We start from the raw sequence: 16,276 nt of genomic DNA, 5'->3' as shown, positions 1-16,276 counted from the left end.
GGACACCAAGCAATTGAAGGCAAACGCCAAGGATTTTATGAACTTTATCTCGGAGACCTAAGTTCGATGTAATGTAACTAGATAGAATGCTTAATAGCGATCGTTTTGGCGAGGGGGACTTGTTTCCATATCATGCTTTTCGCGGCTAGGAACCTATTTATAATCTGAGTATTACAATCTCTGTTGGCCATATTTATTTTGGCGTTTTAGGCCACTAATAGATGCTATACGCCGATACAACCGTGCGTTTAACAATCCTCAGTACCGGCTGTCATTCACCGCTCAACTGCTCAATCGTGATCTTATGCTCGGGGGTGAATGAAATGTATGTCTTTGAAAGCAAACTTTACTCTAATCATCTGCAGTTTAGCCTCGTTTGGCGATTCGCTATTGACTAAAAGAGAAAATCCACAAAAGCCGAATCAACTATTTTATATAAAAAAACCCCTAACGATAGCATCGCTAAGGGCTTTTTATTAGCGGGTAACTATCCGACTAAAGTGATCGAATCACATCAAATAGTTCACGCTGTTCTGATTCGGCGCGATAGAAAACTGCGGGCTGGCCGATTGGGGCTTCAACGTCAACCCAGCCACCAGTATAGGTTTCACCAGTGAAGGCATGTACCCAAGTGTCATTGGGTAGATAAACCCGTTTCAGCAATTCACCTTTGTTGTAAACCGGGGCGACTAAAATATCCCGACCCAAAAGGTACTGATATTTAATCTCAAAGGTTTGTGCATCGTCTTCATAATGCATAAACAAAGGTCGTTGTACGGGCATACCCTTCTTAGAGTTTAGTATAACCGCCTGCTTTATATAGGGCTTAAGATGCTTAAAGATACGGCTGAACTTAGCCAAATGTATTAGCGTCTCTTCATCAGTATCATACTGATGGTTATCATCAGGACGGTTACCTTCGTGACCACGCATAATAGGGGTAAAGGCATTCATCTCAACCCAGCGTTGGAACAATTCTTTCGAACGTTTTTTGCCGTGCAAAGTGGTGTATCCGCCGATGTCACTGTGGTGTATACCATTGCCCATTAGGCCTGATGACAGCGCCGCAGGGATGACGGAAGCGAGACCATCATCGAGGCACCAATCCACTAACTGATCGCCACCCCAAAGGGTATGGCAATAGCCTTGAATACCTGTGCCTCCGGCGCGCATGAAGAATAGGATATCATCAGTTTTACCCGCTTCTTCAATAGCTTCATGCTGAATTTTAGCCCAACGGTAAGGCCATTTATTATGCTCAATCTCGGCATCAACACCATTGCTTAAGGTACAGTCAGTTGGCAAGTACTCACCAAAGTCCCCCATCCAGCCATCAAGACCAAAGTCAATCATGTTGGTTTTAATGACACTTTTATACCACTCACAAGCTTCTGGGTTAGTGAAGTCCACAACCCCACAGTAAAACTCACCAAAATCAACCACATACTTCGAGCCGTCTTGCTTTGTTGCAAGATAACCCTTCTCTTGCGCTATTTTGTATAAAGGATAATCTTCGAGTACGTATGGATTTATATAACCTAAGAAACGCACCCCATCAGCTTTAAGCTCATGGATCTTAGTGTCCAACTCTGGATACATCTCAGAGTTCCATTGCCAATCCCATTGCAGACGCTTCCCAAAAGAAGTTACTTTTTTGCCTTGCCAGTCCTGACACCAAACACCACTGACTTCCACGCCGTGTTGCCTTGCCTTCGCAATTTTGTCATATGTAATGTCAGTGCCACCTTGAATGCCGAGAATCACGCCATCATGGACCCAATCAGGCAACACCGGCTGACGGCCAAAGACACCTGTGATGTTTTCCATCAGTGCCTCATAGCTTTCTTCTTTATCCAATAGCAAATATTGTGGAATGTCCCATGCTTGTAACTCGTGAAATTCTTCATTGCTAAAGTCAAAGTCTGCATAGGCTGTTGTTTCTAGATGGCAAAAATATTTTTCATCCGATACGAAAGTTGGCTGAGGGTAGTTGGTTGTGTAGTAATCACCACCAGCTTTATCATTAACATCAGCCATAAAGGTTACTTCGGTCTGTTTGTTACGTCCAACACCTGGCTCTGAAGACCAAAGGGGAAAGTTCTTACCTCGGAGGTTTAGATAGGTCAGCTGCTCACCACAGCCGAATACGCGCTCCTGCTGATTTGCATCTACGCGCAACCAGAAGCGATTATATTTTTTATCGATGGCTTCAAAATCAGCTTTTAACCGGCCCTCTAGAGTCTGAGAGACTGTCATCTTTAAGGTAGGTTCACCATCAAATTTAAAAGTGATTACCGCTTTAACTGCTTCATCACTTTCGAATGTTTCTACATCAACCTGACGCATTGCAAGACGTTCGGTAACATAGTCAGTAATATCGAAATTTCCTCGATACATATCAAAATTGGACTCACCCACACCAAGAAATAGCATTGGAGATTCGGTGCTGTGAGTAAAAATAACCCGGTTTTTATGAGAAAGGATAAAGCCGTTTTCGGTAGAGAGTAGTTTCATTATTATGCCTCCACAGGTTCTATTGCCGAAGCCTGTGTTTTTCAGGTATTTGGTAATTGTCGACTTCGACAACGAAGCTTAAAATCAAAGTGAACAGCTCGATAATTAGGACTTACTTACTAGCCCCCATAGAAGGAGGCTAGGTTTAACGATATGAATTAATTGAACTGAATGTCGTAGTCAGCCTGAATCTTAGTTTCACAAGTTTTGATTTCATTTTCAAAACGAGCTAGCCACATCGCACCTTCTTCACCAGAAGTCTCTAGGAAGTACTCTTTAACAGGTGCAGTTTTCTTTTGAAACTCAGCTTTTTCAGCAACACTTGGGTTATAAATTGTACCGTTTGCTTTGCGGAATTCTTCGTAAGCGGTGAACTCTTTGTGCTTAGGATACGCACGTAAGTACTGGTTTTGTGCATCAATTCCGTCAACGATGACTTGCTTAAGCTCACCAGACATTGACTTAAACTTAGTATCGTTGAATACCCAAGCACCACCCATGTAAGCGTGTCCATCAAGGATCAAGTAATCTAGGCTTTCGTGGAATTTGTTTTGCACGATATCAACAATACCATTCTTCGTTCCATCAACAACACCGGTTGAAAGTGCAGTATATACTTCAGGCCATGAGATAGGCGTAGGAGAACCATCTAGACTTTTTACTAGCTCTTGCTGAATTCTTGCCGGTACTGTACGCAATTTAAGACCTTTCACATCAGCTGGCGTTTTAACCTGCTTCTTAGTGGTTGCAATGTTACGCCAGCCACCAGAGTTAGAGACCATCATTAGACGAACATTTGGAGCTCGCGCAAGAATTTCGCTTCGCACGTCACCAACAAAGGCTTCGTTGTCATAAACACACTCGGCAACACGGTCATTCGGAAGCATGTATGGTAAGTCAAACGCGCTAACCGGCTGCCAGAAATTACCTAACTCAGGAATTGTTGTTTGGAAGTAATCAAACATCCCTGCTTGTACCCCAGCAATACACTCTTTTGCCGTACCACATAGCTGACCAGATGGATAGATATCAACCTCGATAGAACCGTTAGAGCGTGACTCAACGTAGTTCTTAAACACCAAAAGAGATTGGTGGTTATAGCTATCTAAGTTAGATACATGCGGCACGGTAAGTTTGTAATCTGCCGCGTTCGCTGCACCAGAGGCTAGCAGTGCTGTAGTGGTTAAGGCCAAAAGTAGTTTTTTCATTGAATGTTCCTTATTTTTTTAGTAATTCTCGTTTACGTATTCTTAGATTTGGTTCACATCACGCCAAGAAGTTTGGGTAGACCAATAACCAAGTCAGGTAAGAATGAGATGAGGAAGATGATCAAAAACTCTATTATTAAGAATGGAATGATCGCCTTCGAAATTTTTTGCAGCGGTTCTCCAGAAACCCCGGAGGCCACAAACAACACCAGTCCCATAGGCGGTGTTGCTAAACCAATAGATAAATTGACGCACATCACAACACCGAAGTGCACAGGGTCGACGCCGGCATTGATCATGATGGGCGCAATGATAGGTCCAAAGATTAAAATGGCTGGACCCGCATCCAAGAACATACCGACAATGAATAAAAATATGTTGATGATGAAGAACAGCATCAGAGGGTCACTAGTGATACTCAGGAAAAAGTCAGTAACGGTTTGTGAAATACCCGAGAAACTGATGGCTGAGGCAAAACCACTGGCCGCCGCTACAATAATCAGTACTGTCGCAGCATTCACCGCAACCTTGGTGAACAAGGCGTAAGTCGCTTTTAAATTAGTAACTTTGATTACATATACTGATAAGAAAATCGCATAGGCAACAGCAACTGCCGCAGCTTCAGTCGGGGTAAAAATACCGCCGTATATACCACCCAAGATAATCACAGGTGTTAGTAGTGGCAAAATTGCGAGTTGTAGACTCTTTCTGCGATCTAACTTAGTTGCTCGTGGTAACGTTTCCACTTGCGGGTATTTTTTTATCTGTACCCGGTTAACTAACATCAGACCAGCACAAAAAATAATCCCTGGAACAATACCTGCGATGAACATTGCTGCAACCGATGTATTCATAACAAATGCGTACAACAGCATTAGGCCCGATGGCGGAATAATGTTACCTAAAATAGTTGCAGCAGCTGTAAGAGCGGCTGAATAACTTCGGTCATACTTATACTTTGTCATTTCTGGGATTAACATGTTGCCAATCGCAGAAGTGGCCGCAACAGCCGAGCCGGTTAATGCACCAAACAAAGTTGAAGTAAGAATAACCACATGGCCTAAGCCCCCACGCAAGTGCTGAACACGAGCTTGGGCAAATGAGATGATACGCGGTGTTATACCGCCACTGGACATGCACTCTCCAGCCAACATAAAGAAGGGCAGCGCCAACAACAAGAAGTTATCTAAGCCCGAGTAAAGGCGTTGATAAAGCATGTTGATAAACAAAATTTGGTCATTTTGTACAAACGTAATGATTGGAGATAGGCCCAATGCAAACAGTACAGGTACTCCGAGCATAAGAAAGGCCATGAAGTACACTAAAAAGATTGGAGAAACCATGATATTACCTCTACTCAGCCGCTTGAGCGGCTTTCAGTTCTTGCTTAACCGCATTAAAATGAATCAGTTTATGCAGAGAGCCACACAGTTTCTCTAAAGCAGAGAAACAAGAAATAAACAGCATTACTGGCGGAATGGCATATACCATATACATAGGGATCGGCAGGCTGTCAGCCATCACCGAACCGGTCTTGAAGAAGGTGTAGCCAAAGTAAATCCAAACAGCAAATAGCACGAGCGCAGCAACATGAGCGATAATCATGAGTAATTCATAAACGCGAGTGCCTTTGAGTTTGTCCGTCACAAAGCTCATGGCAATATTGCGGTCATTAAGATAGATAAGTGGCAAGCACAGGTAAGTCATGTAGATCATCAGGAAGCGAGACGATTCATCTGTCCAGCTCAAAGGAGTATTTAAAACGTAGCGAAACGCTACCTGAATCAATACGATTACCGTCATCACTAGCAGCATAAAACCGGCAAGGTTAGCTGTCCAACGCGAGATCGGGGCATTGATAGTATGTAAAGCTCTTTCCATTGCTTTAAGCATAAAACCACCGTTAATAGTAGTATTTGTTATTGTTAAAACGACACATCGTTTGCTTGGCGTATTGATAACTCAGCTTGAGTCTTCAATCCGTGATTGTTTTCACAGCAAGCAACAATGTGTATTTTTTTGTAGGGTTTATGTCACATAGTGGACATTTTGTTGACTTAGGCTTTGCCGTTTGAACCAAATAGACGAATTTTGTGTTGAACAACTTCCATCATTGCGGCAATACCGGTATTCATTACATCAGCCAAAATGAAGTCGTCTTGGTTCTTGCTCCAATGCGATTGCACGCCCTTAATAAAGCCTTGGCGTAGTTCAGTATCAACATTGATTTTTGCAACACCGCGCTTAACAGCTTCGATAACTTGGTCATCAGGCACACCTGAACCACCATGCAATACGATAGGCTTCTTAACCGCTTCTTTAATTTCGCTTAAGCGATCAAACTTAAGCTCTGGCGTTGTTTTGTAAACGCCGTGTGCTGTTCCGATAGATACCGCTAAGTAGTGAACTCCGGTACGCTCAGAGAAGTCTAGCGCCTCTTCTACAGTGGTGATCATCGCGTCTTTTTCATCAACGGTAATGTCATCTTCTGTACCACCGATTTTGCCAATTTCGCCTTCAGCCCCTAAACCTAATGCCTCTGCGACTTCAACGACAGTTTTTGTGATTCGTACATTGTCTTCAAACGGCAACGCAGAACCATCAAACATCAACGATTGAAAGTTACGGGTTGCGGCTTCCATGCACTGTTCGAATTTGCGGCTATGGTCTAGATGAATACAGATCGGCACGCTAATTTGATGGTGTTCGATCAAGGAGTCGACAGCATCACGTAGTGGTTTCATGCCCATTTCGTTAATTGCTTTCTGACCAATCTGAATCATAATCGGTGATTGTTCTTTTTCAGCCGCCAGCAGTACAGCTTTGATAGTTTCTAGATTATGAGCGGTGAAAGCACCAATGGCATAACCCTCGCTCCACGCTTGCTGAATCATTGTTTTACCAGACATATAAGGCATAGTAGGTGTTCCTTTAAATAAACTTGTTTGTTTTGAATGACGCTAAATTATCAGCCCTACGCTTTCATTTCTGTTAGATGCTCGCCATTTTCAACAAAAACGGACACAAATAGACAAAAATGAGCGCTCTGACACATTTTAGTTTTAATTTCTCTTGCAGTGCAATTGTTCATGGCTATTTGCGATCTAAAAAAATGACAGCCTGAGGCTGCCATTTCTTTTTAGAGGTTTTTAATCTGGGTTAACGATTACTTCATGGCGCTGTCAAGCAAACCTGCTTCTAAAGCAGGTGCCAAACCAGGCGTTAACGGTAGCCGAGGGATCACTAAACAGTGCATCAAATGATAGATGTCTTGCTTTCCATCCCATACCACACTAGTTCCAGCTTGGTTATTGACGTCCAGCTCTTGCCACCACGAACACCCTTCATAGTCGATGAGGTAAGTACGGCAATAATCCCACCAAGTTCGATACCAATCTTCGTATTTTTTCTCTCCGGTCACCGCAAATAGTGCATATGCGGTACCAATTGCTTCAACCGGTGCCCAACGAATACGTTCGCGAACGACAGGCTTACCATCCCAGTCAACCGAATAAACAAAGCCCGGAGCTCCATCAACATGCCATGCATCACGTACCGTAGCATCAAATAAACCAATGGCATCTTCAAGCATCCAATCAGGAGTATTCATGCCTATGGTTTGCATGCTTGCATGCAGGTGACAAATTAAACGGCCCCACTCAATCCAGTGGCCAGGGGTACCACCGTATGCTCGGAAATGACTAGCTGGCGTGTCTTTATTGTAGTCTGGTAGCGGGTTCCAATCAGAATCAAAGTGCTCATTAACACGATAGCTAAGGCCCTTGGCTGTTTTATGGATCATAAACTCAGTAATGTGCAACGCTCGCTCAAGCCACTTTTTATCTTTAGTAACATCATACACAATCAAAAAAGCTTCAACGGAGTGCATGGCTGCATTGCCGCCACGATAATCTTCTGTTTCAGTAAATGCTTCATCCCATGACTCAAAACACATTTGATTTTCTTCACACCAAAAGTGTTTTTCATAGACATTAATAGCTTCATCTAATAGGGCCTTTGCGCGAGGATGACCAGTGGTCGCGGCGCTTGCAGCACCAAGCAGAACAAAGGCATGCTGATAACCTTGCTTCGATGCATCCATAACACCCTCGCCTTGGTTATCGACAGTTGCATACCAACCTCCATGAGTCCTGTCTTTTAGTGGACCCTCTAGGGCAGCGATGCCATGCTCAACTAAGTCAAAAGCACCGGGACGTCCCATCAGCGTTGCGAGTGAATAGCAGTGCAGCATACGAGCAGTAATCCACAGGCGTGTGCCCATTTCGTCGCGCACATTACCGTTATTACCTATCCATCCAAAACCGTTGGGAACAAGCGCATTTTTGCCAAACTCAAAGATTCTATCGGTTTCAGCTTCAAGCCAAGAATTATGAGAACGAGTGTTGATCCACTTCATAGATTAGTCCTTATATTTTCATTGCGACCGACGTTATCAGTCCATCGCGTATAATTATGTTAATTAGATAATGTTTAGTACAAAAGCACTCACCAAGAATCAATAAATGACCTTTGTATTCACTTCAAACCTTCAAATTTGGCTTGCTGTAGATTTGATTCATTTATTTGATACGAAAACGGTGAATCGTCTTCTCTTCATAGACCTCGCCCGGGTTGAGACGCACCGAGGGGAAATGAGGTTGATTTGGACTGTCCGGAAAATGCTGCGTTTCTAAACACATCCCTTCTCGCGCTTCATACTTATGACCGTTACGACCAAACCAAGGTTTATTCGACAACTTATAACCGTTATAGAACTGCAGGCCTGGTTGCGTGGTTAACACCGTCATTTCGCGACCACTTTTTGGCTCGTAGAGCTGGGCAGCATAGCGATATTCACCCATGCGTTTGTCATTGTTTAAGACAAAATTATGGTCGTATTCGTTGGCGCCAATTTCCCGTGGAGAGCTAAAATCTAATTGAGTTCCCTGAAGCGAAAGAATCTCACCACTAGGGATCATGTCTTCGCTAACAGGCGTATAGTAATCAGCGAAAAGAACTAGTTCATGTTGATCAACGGGTCCCGAATCATGCCCAGCTAGATTGTAATAGCTATGATTAACAAGATTGACTACGCTTGGTTTGTCCGTGCTTGCTTTAAAATTGTAATGGACTTGATTCATTTCATCTAAACCAATACTACACGTGACCTGCATCGTACCGCCGTAGCCCGACTCTCCATCGGGAGATACACGACTAAAATGCACAAAAGTTGCTTCATCTTGCTCTTCAATAGCGTAGTCCCAAACATAGCGATCAAAGCCTTTGCTTCCGCCGTGTAAGTGTTGCCCTGTTGGCAACTCATTGGTTTCAAGCTCAAAGGATTGGCCATCAATTTGATAGCGACCATTTTTGACTCGATTGGCAACGCGGCCAGCAATGGCACCGAAGAATGGGTGTCCGGCAAGATACTTGTCTAAACTATCGTAGCCGAGTACAACATCCGCGTAGTGTCCATTGCGATCTGGCGTTTCAATCGACGTTACAATGCACCCATAGTTGCTCACCAGTACTTTCATGCCTTGGCTATTTTGTAAGGTCAACAGTTTTACAGGGACAGATTGTGTTTCGACCAATCCCCAATCTTCAATGCTCAGTTTCACTTTTTCGTCTCTATCCTAAATTAAAGTCACATCGTTTGAGTCTATTCAATTCTTGATAGACTCAGCATGTCTTCACTTTATTTTCGCCTCAAGCCCAGAAGTTACGCGTAGCTGTTCGAAAACTGATGTCCAATCTTGACGACCACGGCCCGCAGCACGGGTGATGCTATACAATTCACGAGATGCCGCACCACACGGCATTGGAACATTGACCTGATTGGCAAGATCGAGCGCAATACCCAAGTCTTTGTGAGCATGATCGACCATAAATGCAGGCGATAAATCACCAGCTAAGACTTTACCCGGCCAAGTGGTCGTGAAATGACCGTTGCCAGCAGGTGTACCACTCATGACTTTCATTGCATCTTCAAACTCTAAACCGATAGCCTCAGATAGTGTCGCAGCTTCAGCAGATAGTGCGTTTAACGCAATACTCATGTAGTTATTAATGATCTTTACTCTAATCCCTTTACCAGGACCACCAGCATCAATGGTTTCAGAGCCCATACAATCAAATAGGGGTTGAGCACGTTCAATTTGAGACTTCGTTCCACCAGCGAGAATCAGTAGCTCACCTTTAATCGCATGAACCGAGGTTCTTCCTACTGGCGCTTCCATCATCTCAAAACCTTGCAGCGACAAATCGCTGATCAAAGCATCAGTTTCAAAGGGATGAATGGTCGACATATCAATGATTAAGGCTTGCTTTGACAGCGTGGATATCACGCCATCATCAGCAAAGATTACCTTGCGAACTAAATCGCCATTAGGCAGCATTGTGACAACAAAATCTGCTTGGCTAGCGGCTTGACCAGGTGTTTGAGCTGCTACGGCACCAAGCGTGACCATTTGAGCAACAGCGTCTGCGTTTACATCAAAAACTTGTAGCGAGTGCCCACCTTTGATTAGATTTGCAGCCATTGGGCTACCCATTTGGCCTAAGCCGATGAAACCGATAGTTGACATTATGTTTGTCCTTACTGAATAAGATATGGCATTACTATAGGCATTATTGGCGACAGAACTTTTACCAATGTCACATTTTGTTGTTTTTTGTCGTTTTATCGTCGTTACGTGACAACTATCGCAGTCAAGATCACTTTTTTTCCTATAATGAATCCATTATCTTTGTTATTCGCCCCTCATGTTTGTGCGAATATATAATTCATCGAACTAGAGTTTTGTTTGTTCTACTGCAATTTGAGACGCAAAGCATACCCGCTCTAGATAATATAGAAGAGATTAATCATGTCGATTGCATGTATTGGAATCACCGTTTTAGACCGAGTCCAGCTCGTCAAGCAACTGCCCATAACCGGTGGTAAATATGTGGCTAACAACTATTTTGAAGTCGGCGGCGGTCCTGCAGCTACCGCATCAGTGGCTGTGGCGAAACTGGGACATCACGTAGATTTTATCGGCCGTGTTGGAGACGACTCAGTTGCCGACACTATGCTTAGTGAACTTGCTAGCTATGGTGTTGGCGTTGAAAAAGCAGTATGCATAAAAGGCGCGTCCTCTGCTTTTTCTGCGGTTATTGTCGATGAAGAAGGTGAGCGTATGATCATTAACTATCAAGATGAATCATTGTCCAAAGATCCAAGCGCGCTAACCGAAATTGATTTCTCAAAATATGCAACGATATTGGCCGATGTGCGTTGGGTTGCTGGGGCAAAGTATGCATTGGAGCAAGCGCGCAAGTTTAGTATCCCATCGGTGTTAGATGCCGATATTGCACCTGACAATATTGACGAATTGGTTGAACTTGCAGACCACGTTGCCTTTAGTGAGCCCGGGCTTGAAAAATACAGCGGAAGCAGCGATCCGATCGAAGGGCTCAAAATTGCTCAAAAAAGGACAAATAATAAAGTCTATGTTACGGTAGGTTCGAAAGGATGCTATTGGCTTGAAAACGATGAACTTTGTCATCAAGCAGGTCTAAAAGTGGATGTTGTTGATACGACAGGTGCCGGAGATGTATTCCATGGTGCGCTCGCTGTCGCGATTGCCGAACAAATGTCGACCCGCGATGCTATCATTTTTTCCAACACTGTGGCTGCAGTAAAATGTACCAAACTGGGTGGCCGTGAAGGGATCCCAAGCCGTAAGGAGGTTGATTCCGCGTTGGACAAATAAGCATTGCACGGCACGCTGAATTCATCATCAATAAGACTAGTGAATCCAAGAGTTGAGCCAAAAACAAGCGAACAAAGGAAGATTCAACGGTGACAAACCCTAGACAAAAACAACTACTCAAATTGATTAATGATAAAGGTTACTGCAGTGTTGAAGAGCTAGCTGAAAGCTTAGATGTCTCGACGCAAACCATACGTCGCGACATTAAAAAGCTTAATGAAGAAAAGTTACTCGTTCGTCATCACGGTGGTGCAAGTTCTCCAGACACCACCACCAATCTCGACTATGAAGTACGGAAAGTCACCGATACCGAACAAAAAAATGCTATTGCCTCAAAGATCGCTTCGATGATCCCGGATAACTCAACCATCTTCTTGACCATAGGCACAACCATTGAAGTCATCGCCTCTCAGCTCTTAGAGAAGAAAAACTTACAGATCATTACCAACTCTTTACGAGTAGCTAATATATTACACCGCAACCCAAATTTTGATGTCTTGATACCTGGTGGAAAAGTCAAAGCTTCAAATGGTGGCATCGTTGGCACGCAAGCCCTCGAGTTTATTGATAAGTTTAGATTTGACTATTTGATAACCAGTACTGCCTCAATAGATGTTGACGGAACACTCTTGGAGTACGATCTTAACGAAAGCCTCATCACACAAACCGTGATGAAATCGGCACGTCATGTCATGATTGCTATGGATTCGAGTAAATTTGTCCCAAAAGGATCGATAGAAATGGGCCACATTGGCGAGACCGACTACTTATTTACCGATACCAGCTTGCCCGAAGAGTTAGCCGAAGCGATGATGAAAACAGACACTAAACTCGTTATTTGTGAGGGTGAGTAAGTCCATGTTTCAAGGCCTAGCCGCTTACACAAGTACATAGAGCAGTTAGGCTTAAAGCCAACGATTACAGTTCGGCTTTTTCTTTCGCACCAATCATGCAATGGATGCCGCGCTGATTAAAATAGACAGCAATCTTTTCGACTTTTTTCTGGAATGCAGCCCTATCAAATTTCAGATCCTGCATTTTGTAGGGTAATCCCAAAGACTGATACTTCTCTTCCCCAAGGCGCATGAAACTAAGTAGTTGTAAGGTCCTTACCTTGCCCTGCATCTGTTGCAAAATGAAATCTGCGCTGGCCTTAATATTATCCTCATCATCGTTTATGTTAGGGATAACGGGGATCCGCAGTATCAAAGGTTTATTGGTAGCTGAAAGCGTAATAAGGTTTTCTAATATCTTGTGATTATCTACTCCGGTATATTGTTTGTGGCGTTGGCTATCCATTAGCTTTAAATCTGAGATAAACAAATCGGTAACTGGCAGTAGAGACTCAATCTTATTCCAATTGGCATATAAACTAGACTCTAAACAAGTATGGATACCTTGTTGTTTGCAGGCCTTGAACAACTGACCCACAAAATCGCTTTGCAGCAGTGGCTCACCACCAGAGACGGTTACTCCTCCACCCGAGCGCTCATAAAACCCTCGGTCTTGTATAATCACCTTCATACACTCATCAACTGTCATCGAGTGTCCCCAAGGTCTTATCGCTTCTGATGGACACACTTGTGCGCATTCAAGACATGAGCTGCATTGCTTTCTATCGATAGAATCCAATTTTGAATCAGTAAAAATCAACATCTGAAGATCGTGACAAACTAGTTTGCAATCATCACAGAGCTCACTAGAGATACAACGATTAGCAAACACCCCCACTTCTGGCTGGCGAGTAAAACTCTCTGGGTTTCCACACCAATCACAGCGAAGTGGACATCCCTTTAGAAAGAACTCAGTACGAATACCAGGGCCATCATGTAAGGTAAAGCGCTGTACATTTAAGATAGTAGCTTGCTGTGCCAAAAGAACCTCAGATTGATGTTGGGGTAGCTTAATGCGCTAGTGTATTGACTACACTAGCGCGACTTGTGATTGCATCAGTTGGCTAACTTAATTCTCCTGAAATTCGGCCTTTAAGGATTAAAATCTTAGCTCAGTTCGATGTATTAGATCGTCTTGTAATGGTTTACCTAGCTCTACAAAGTAAGCGCTATAACCAGCGACCCGAACCAGCATGTCAGCATATTTTTCTGGGGCCTTTTGCGCAGCTCTCATCTTTTCTGAACTCATAATGTTGAACTGCACGTGCATACCTTGTTTAGCAATATATTCATCGACAAAGCTCAGCAAGATATCCCGTCCCTCTATTCCTGATACGGCATCTTCCGGAAAGCGCAGATTAAGTAAAGTACCATTGGTTGCAAGGCTATGATCCACTTTAGTTACTGAGTTAACAATAGCGGTCGGACCGCTGATATCATGTGAACCACCCGCTGTATGCACCGGTCCCATATTATCGGAAATCGGTTCTTCATTTTTGCGTCCATCCAAAGACGCATTGGTATACAGCCCCATTCCCACATTGGCATTAACCGTATATACGCCTGGACTGAACTCTCCACCTCGAGCATTGCGACGTCCTTTGATGTGTCGGCAATAGCATTCAAACATAAAGTTAAACAGCTGGTCGGCTTCATCGTTGTCATTGCCGTAATGTGGGATTTTGCTGCTGTTGACGAGCGCGTAAAGCTTTTCATGACCTTGCCAGTTATCTTTGACCGCATCTAACAGTTCTTTACCACTGTATTTTTTCTGCTCAAAGACTAGCTCTTTGATACTAGAGAGCGAATCAGCACAAGTCGCGATACCAGCAGCTTGCGGAGCTGTACCATTGTATTTAACCCCGCCATAAGTCATATCTTTTCCCGATTCAATACATCCTTCAAAGAAGGCCGAGATATAGGGGGTTGGTTTAACTTGTCGATGGATTTTATCGGTCACATTCAAGCAACTACACAGTTGATCACACCAGTAAGCAAACTGTTTATCCACACTTTCCAAAACTTCATCAAAGTTTTTATAGCTCTCTAAACTACCGGTATCTGGACCCAGTTGTTTACCGGCATTTGGACCCGCTAGGATCCTGCCACCGTTGATCACCATCTCTAGCATTTTTGCTGTATTGACGTAACCGGCGTCTAACCAGCCAAACTCCTTACCTGGTAAGGTTGGTTCAACGCAGCCAACAACAGCGTAGTTTCGCGCTTCTTCAAGACTAAGCCCTTTACTAATCATGGCCTTAATCGCCGGCCCATCATTGAATGATTTTGGGTGACCGTAACCGGCACGAACACATTCAATCGCTTTAACTTTTAGCTCATATGGCGTGTTTTCATGCAAGCGCAGACATACCCAAGGGTTCATCATGCGGGTATGCACCGACGCTTCTAACATCAGCATCGATAGGTCGTTGGTTGCATCATCCCCAAGGCTATTCACACCACCAATGGTAAGGCTTTCGCCCCCAAAACCGCGCCCATTGCGAACCTTCACCGTGCCCTTATCTTTTAACTTGGTCGGGTTGTTCATTTTCACATATAAAACTTCAAGCAGCTCGAGTGTGAAAGATTTGTCCACTGCATTTTGTTCAAGGTCTTTTTCGTAAAAAGGAAATAACCACTGATCCATTCTCCCGTAAGAGATGGAGTGACCATTGCCCTCAATCTGGGTTAGTGTCACAGCAAAGTTAAACAGCTGCAGCGCCTGCCAAAAGCTTTGCGCAGCCCCACCAGCGATTTGCTCGCAGTTTTGAGCCATCTGTTGCAGTTCATGCTGGCGCTTTATATTGCTTTCGACTTTCGCCATTTCCCTTGCAAGTGTGGCGTAGCGTTGAATATATGTCTTGGCCGCTTCTAAGCTAATCAGGGTAGCTTTGTAGTAGTCACGTTTTTCACTGTAATCTGGGTCTTGCTTCGATAGTTTCGCAAAAGCCTCGCGTGCTTGCTGTAATACACCATCGTAGCCTAGGGTCATCAACTTGGTAAAATCCATCGCAAAGTGGCCAATACCAGCAAAGTGATAATTATTGGTTTGGAAAACTTTCTCCCCCATATGGGAGCCTTTCTTCTGATCTTCATCCAAATGCGCTGTAATAATTTCATTGGCGCTTTTGCCCTTCCAATACTCGCACAGCGCTAGTATTTCATTGCGATCTTGGGCGTTTCGTATATAGAACTGATCGTTGCTACGTTCTTCAAACGGTGAATTGCGAATCTCATCCAAAATCCAATCTACAGAAAACTCTGGATAAATAGGCGAAGCCTTGGCTGGGGCAGCAATTTCGCCCAAGATTAGGTCTTGATCGTAGATATGCAGGGTGGAATTGAGCAAGATGTTTTCAAAGGCGCGTGCACATTGAATAATGCGAGGACAAGCTTCATTCGCTTGATAGGATTGCGTCACCAAACGCAATCTTTCGACATCAATGTCATAAGGGCGATCCAAAAAGGTTTGGCGTAAATAATTAACCCTTGGATACGGCGACCAATCTTCATGGCCAACTTCATAACCTAGTCCGTATACCTTATCAAAGTCATCAAGCCCCTTTGCTAGCGTATGGTGTTGCGTGCCTTGCACTTGCAGATGCTCTGCGTCTAGCGAAAAGTTGTCCATTGTTAAGCCCTCAAACTCAAAAAATTACCGGGTAAATATGGTAGCCATGTTGATTGTCTAACAGCAGAAACTAGCTCAATGCTAAAGGCCCTAATTAATGTAATGCATTATACGAGCACAGGGATCAACATCTGGGACAAATGTCACAAAGCGAACCTAAAACAACAAAAATGAACATAATGTGACATGTGTAATGGTTATTAAATCTATTCCGCTTATAGTGTGCGTGGATTTCTTAATCTCAAACGAGCGCGACAGGGTCTCGCTACCCAT

General features: G+C 43.8%; 12 protein-coding genes. 2 read left to right on the top strand and 10 right to left on the bottom strand.

Features of this window, described 5'->3' with window-relative positions:
• Positions 1-495 precede the first annotated feature (495 nt).
• The 8 genes from DBZ36_RS02870 to yihU form a co-directional block, all read right to left on the bottom strand.
• A complete protein-coding gene (locus tag DBZ36_RS02870) occupies positions 496-2,514 on the bottom strand; it encodes an alpha-glucosidase (protein WP_120353429.1) in 2,019 nt (672 codons plus the stop codon).
• 158 nt (positions 2,515-2,672) lie between these two features.
• A complete protein-coding gene (locus tag DBZ36_RS02865; RefSeq protein WP_120353428.1) occupies positions 2,673-3,722 on the bottom strand; it encodes a TRAP transporter substrate-binding protein in 1,050 nt (349 codons plus the stop codon).
• A 53-nt stretch (positions 3,723-3,775) separates the two neighbouring features.
• Positions 3,776-5,065, bottom strand: a complete 1,290-nt coding sequence (locus tag DBZ36_RS02860) for a TRAP transporter large permease (RefSeq protein ID WP_120353427.1) — start codon at positions 5,063-5,065, stop codon at positions 3,776-3,778.
• A 10-nt stretch (positions 5,066-5,075) separates the two neighbouring features.
• Complete coding sequence (locus DBZ36_RS02855; RefSeq protein ID WP_120353426.1) at positions 5,076-5,615, bottom strand: TRAP transporter small permease; 540 nt, start codon at positions 5,613-5,615, stop codon at positions 5,076-5,078.
• 164 nt (positions 5,616-5,779) lie between these two features.
• Positions 5,780-6,640, bottom strand: coding sequence for a class II fructose-bisphosphate aldolase (locus DBZ36_RS02850; RefSeq protein WP_120353425.1), 861 nt, complete (start codon positions 6,638-6,640; stop codon positions 5,780-5,782).
• A 248-nt stretch (positions 6,641-6,888) separates the two neighbouring features.
• A complete protein-coding gene (locus DBZ36_RS02845) occupies positions 6,889-8,139 on the bottom strand; it encodes an AGE family epimerase/isomerase (RefSeq protein WP_120353424.1) in 1,251 nt (416 codons plus the stop codon).
• A gap of 163 nt (positions 8,140-8,302) precedes the next feature.
• Entirely contained in the window at positions 8,303-9,343 is a 1,041-nt protein-coding gene (locus DBZ36_RS02840; RefSeq protein ID WP_120353423.1) for an aldose epimerase family protein, read from the bottom strand.
• 72 nt (positions 9,344-9,415) lie between these two features.
• Entirely contained in the window at positions 9,416-10,378 is a 963-nt protein-coding gene (yihU, locus tag DBZ36_RS02835; RefSeq protein ID WP_120353422.1) for a sulfolactaldehyde 3-reductase, read from the bottom strand.
• A 213-nt stretch (positions 10,379-10,591) separates the two neighbouring features.
• On the opposite strand from yihU, the gene DBZ36_RS02830 reads away from it, so the two are divergent.
• Positions 10,592-11,479: a sugar kinase gene (locus DBZ36_RS02830; RefSeq protein WP_120353421.1), complete on the top strand. Its 888-nt coding sequence runs from the start codon at positions 10,592-10,594 to the stop codon at positions 11,477-11,479.
• An 89-nt stretch (positions 11,480-11,568) separates the two neighbouring features.
• Positions 11,569-12,333, top strand: a complete 765-nt coding sequence (locus DBZ36_RS02825; RefSeq protein WP_120353420.1) for a DeoR/GlpR family DNA-binding transcription regulator — start codon at positions 11,569-11,571, stop codon at positions 12,331-12,333.
• A 64-nt stretch (positions 12,334-12,397) separates the two neighbouring features.
• Here DBZ36_RS02825 and hpfH read toward each other — a convergent pair whose 3' ends face one another.
• Together hpfH and hpfG are read right to left on the bottom strand one after the other, a co-directional pair.
• Positions 12,398-13,354, bottom strand: a complete 957-nt coding sequence (hpfH, locus tag DBZ36_RS02820; RefSeq protein ID WP_120353419.1) for a (2S)-3-sulfopropanediol dehydratase activating enzyme — start codon at positions 13,352-13,354, stop codon at positions 12,398-12,400.
• A gap of 117 nt (positions 13,355-13,471) precedes the next feature.
• Entirely contained in the window at positions 13,472-16,003 is a 2,532-nt protein-coding gene (gene hpfG / locus DBZ36_RS02815) for a (2S)-3-sulfopropanediol dehydratase (protein ID WP_120353418.1), read from the bottom strand.
• Positions 16,004-16,276 lie beyond the last annotated feature (273 nt).

It is taken from the genome of Alginatibacterium sediminis, from assembly GCF_003610775.1.
In the GTDB taxonomy this organism is placed as follows: Bacteria; Pseudomonadota; Gammaproteobacteria; order Enterobacterales; family Celerinatantimonadaceae; genus Alginatibacterium; species Alginatibacterium sediminis.
The sequence above is the reverse complement of the archived record's forward strand: the minus strand, read 5'-3'. Positions and strand labels throughout refer to the sequence as shown.

What these genes read in the sequence shown, in the direction of transcription:
- DBZ36_RS02845 (WP_120353424.1), bottom strand. Translation starts at nt 8,139, where the DNA reads ATGAAGTGGATCAACACTCGTTCTCATAATTCTTGGCTTGAAGCTGAA.
- DBZ36_RS02830 (WP_120353421.1), top strand. Translation starts at nt 10,592, where the DNA reads ATGTCGATTGCATGTATTGGAATCACCGTTTTAGACCGAGTCCAGCTC.
- DBZ36_RS02850 (WP_120353425.1), bottom strand. Translation starts at nt 6,640, where the DNA reads ATGCCTTATATGTCTGGTAAAACAATGATTCAGCAAGCGTGGAGCGAG.
- DBZ36_RS02860 (WP_120353427.1), bottom strand. Translation starts at nt 5,065, where the DNA reads ATGGTTTCTCCAATCTTTTTAGTGTACTTCATGGCCTTTCTTATGCTC.
- DBZ36_RS02865 (WP_120353428.1), bottom strand. Translation starts at nt 3,722, where the DNA reads ATGAAAAAACTACTTTTGGCCTTAACCACTACAGCACTGCTAGCCTCT.
- DBZ36_RS02855 (WP_120353426.1), bottom strand. Translation starts at nt 5,615, where the DNA reads ATGCTTAAAGCAATGGAAAGAGCTTTACATACTATCAATGCCCCGATC.
- DBZ36_RS02870 (WP_120353429.1), bottom strand. Translation starts at nt 2,514, where the DNA reads ATGAAACTACTCTCTACCGAAAACGGCTTTATCCTTTCTCATAAAAAC.
- hpfG (WP_120353418.1), bottom strand. Translation starts at nt 16,003, where the DNA reads ATGGACAACTTTTCGCTAGACGCAGAGCATCTGCAAGTGCAAGGCACG.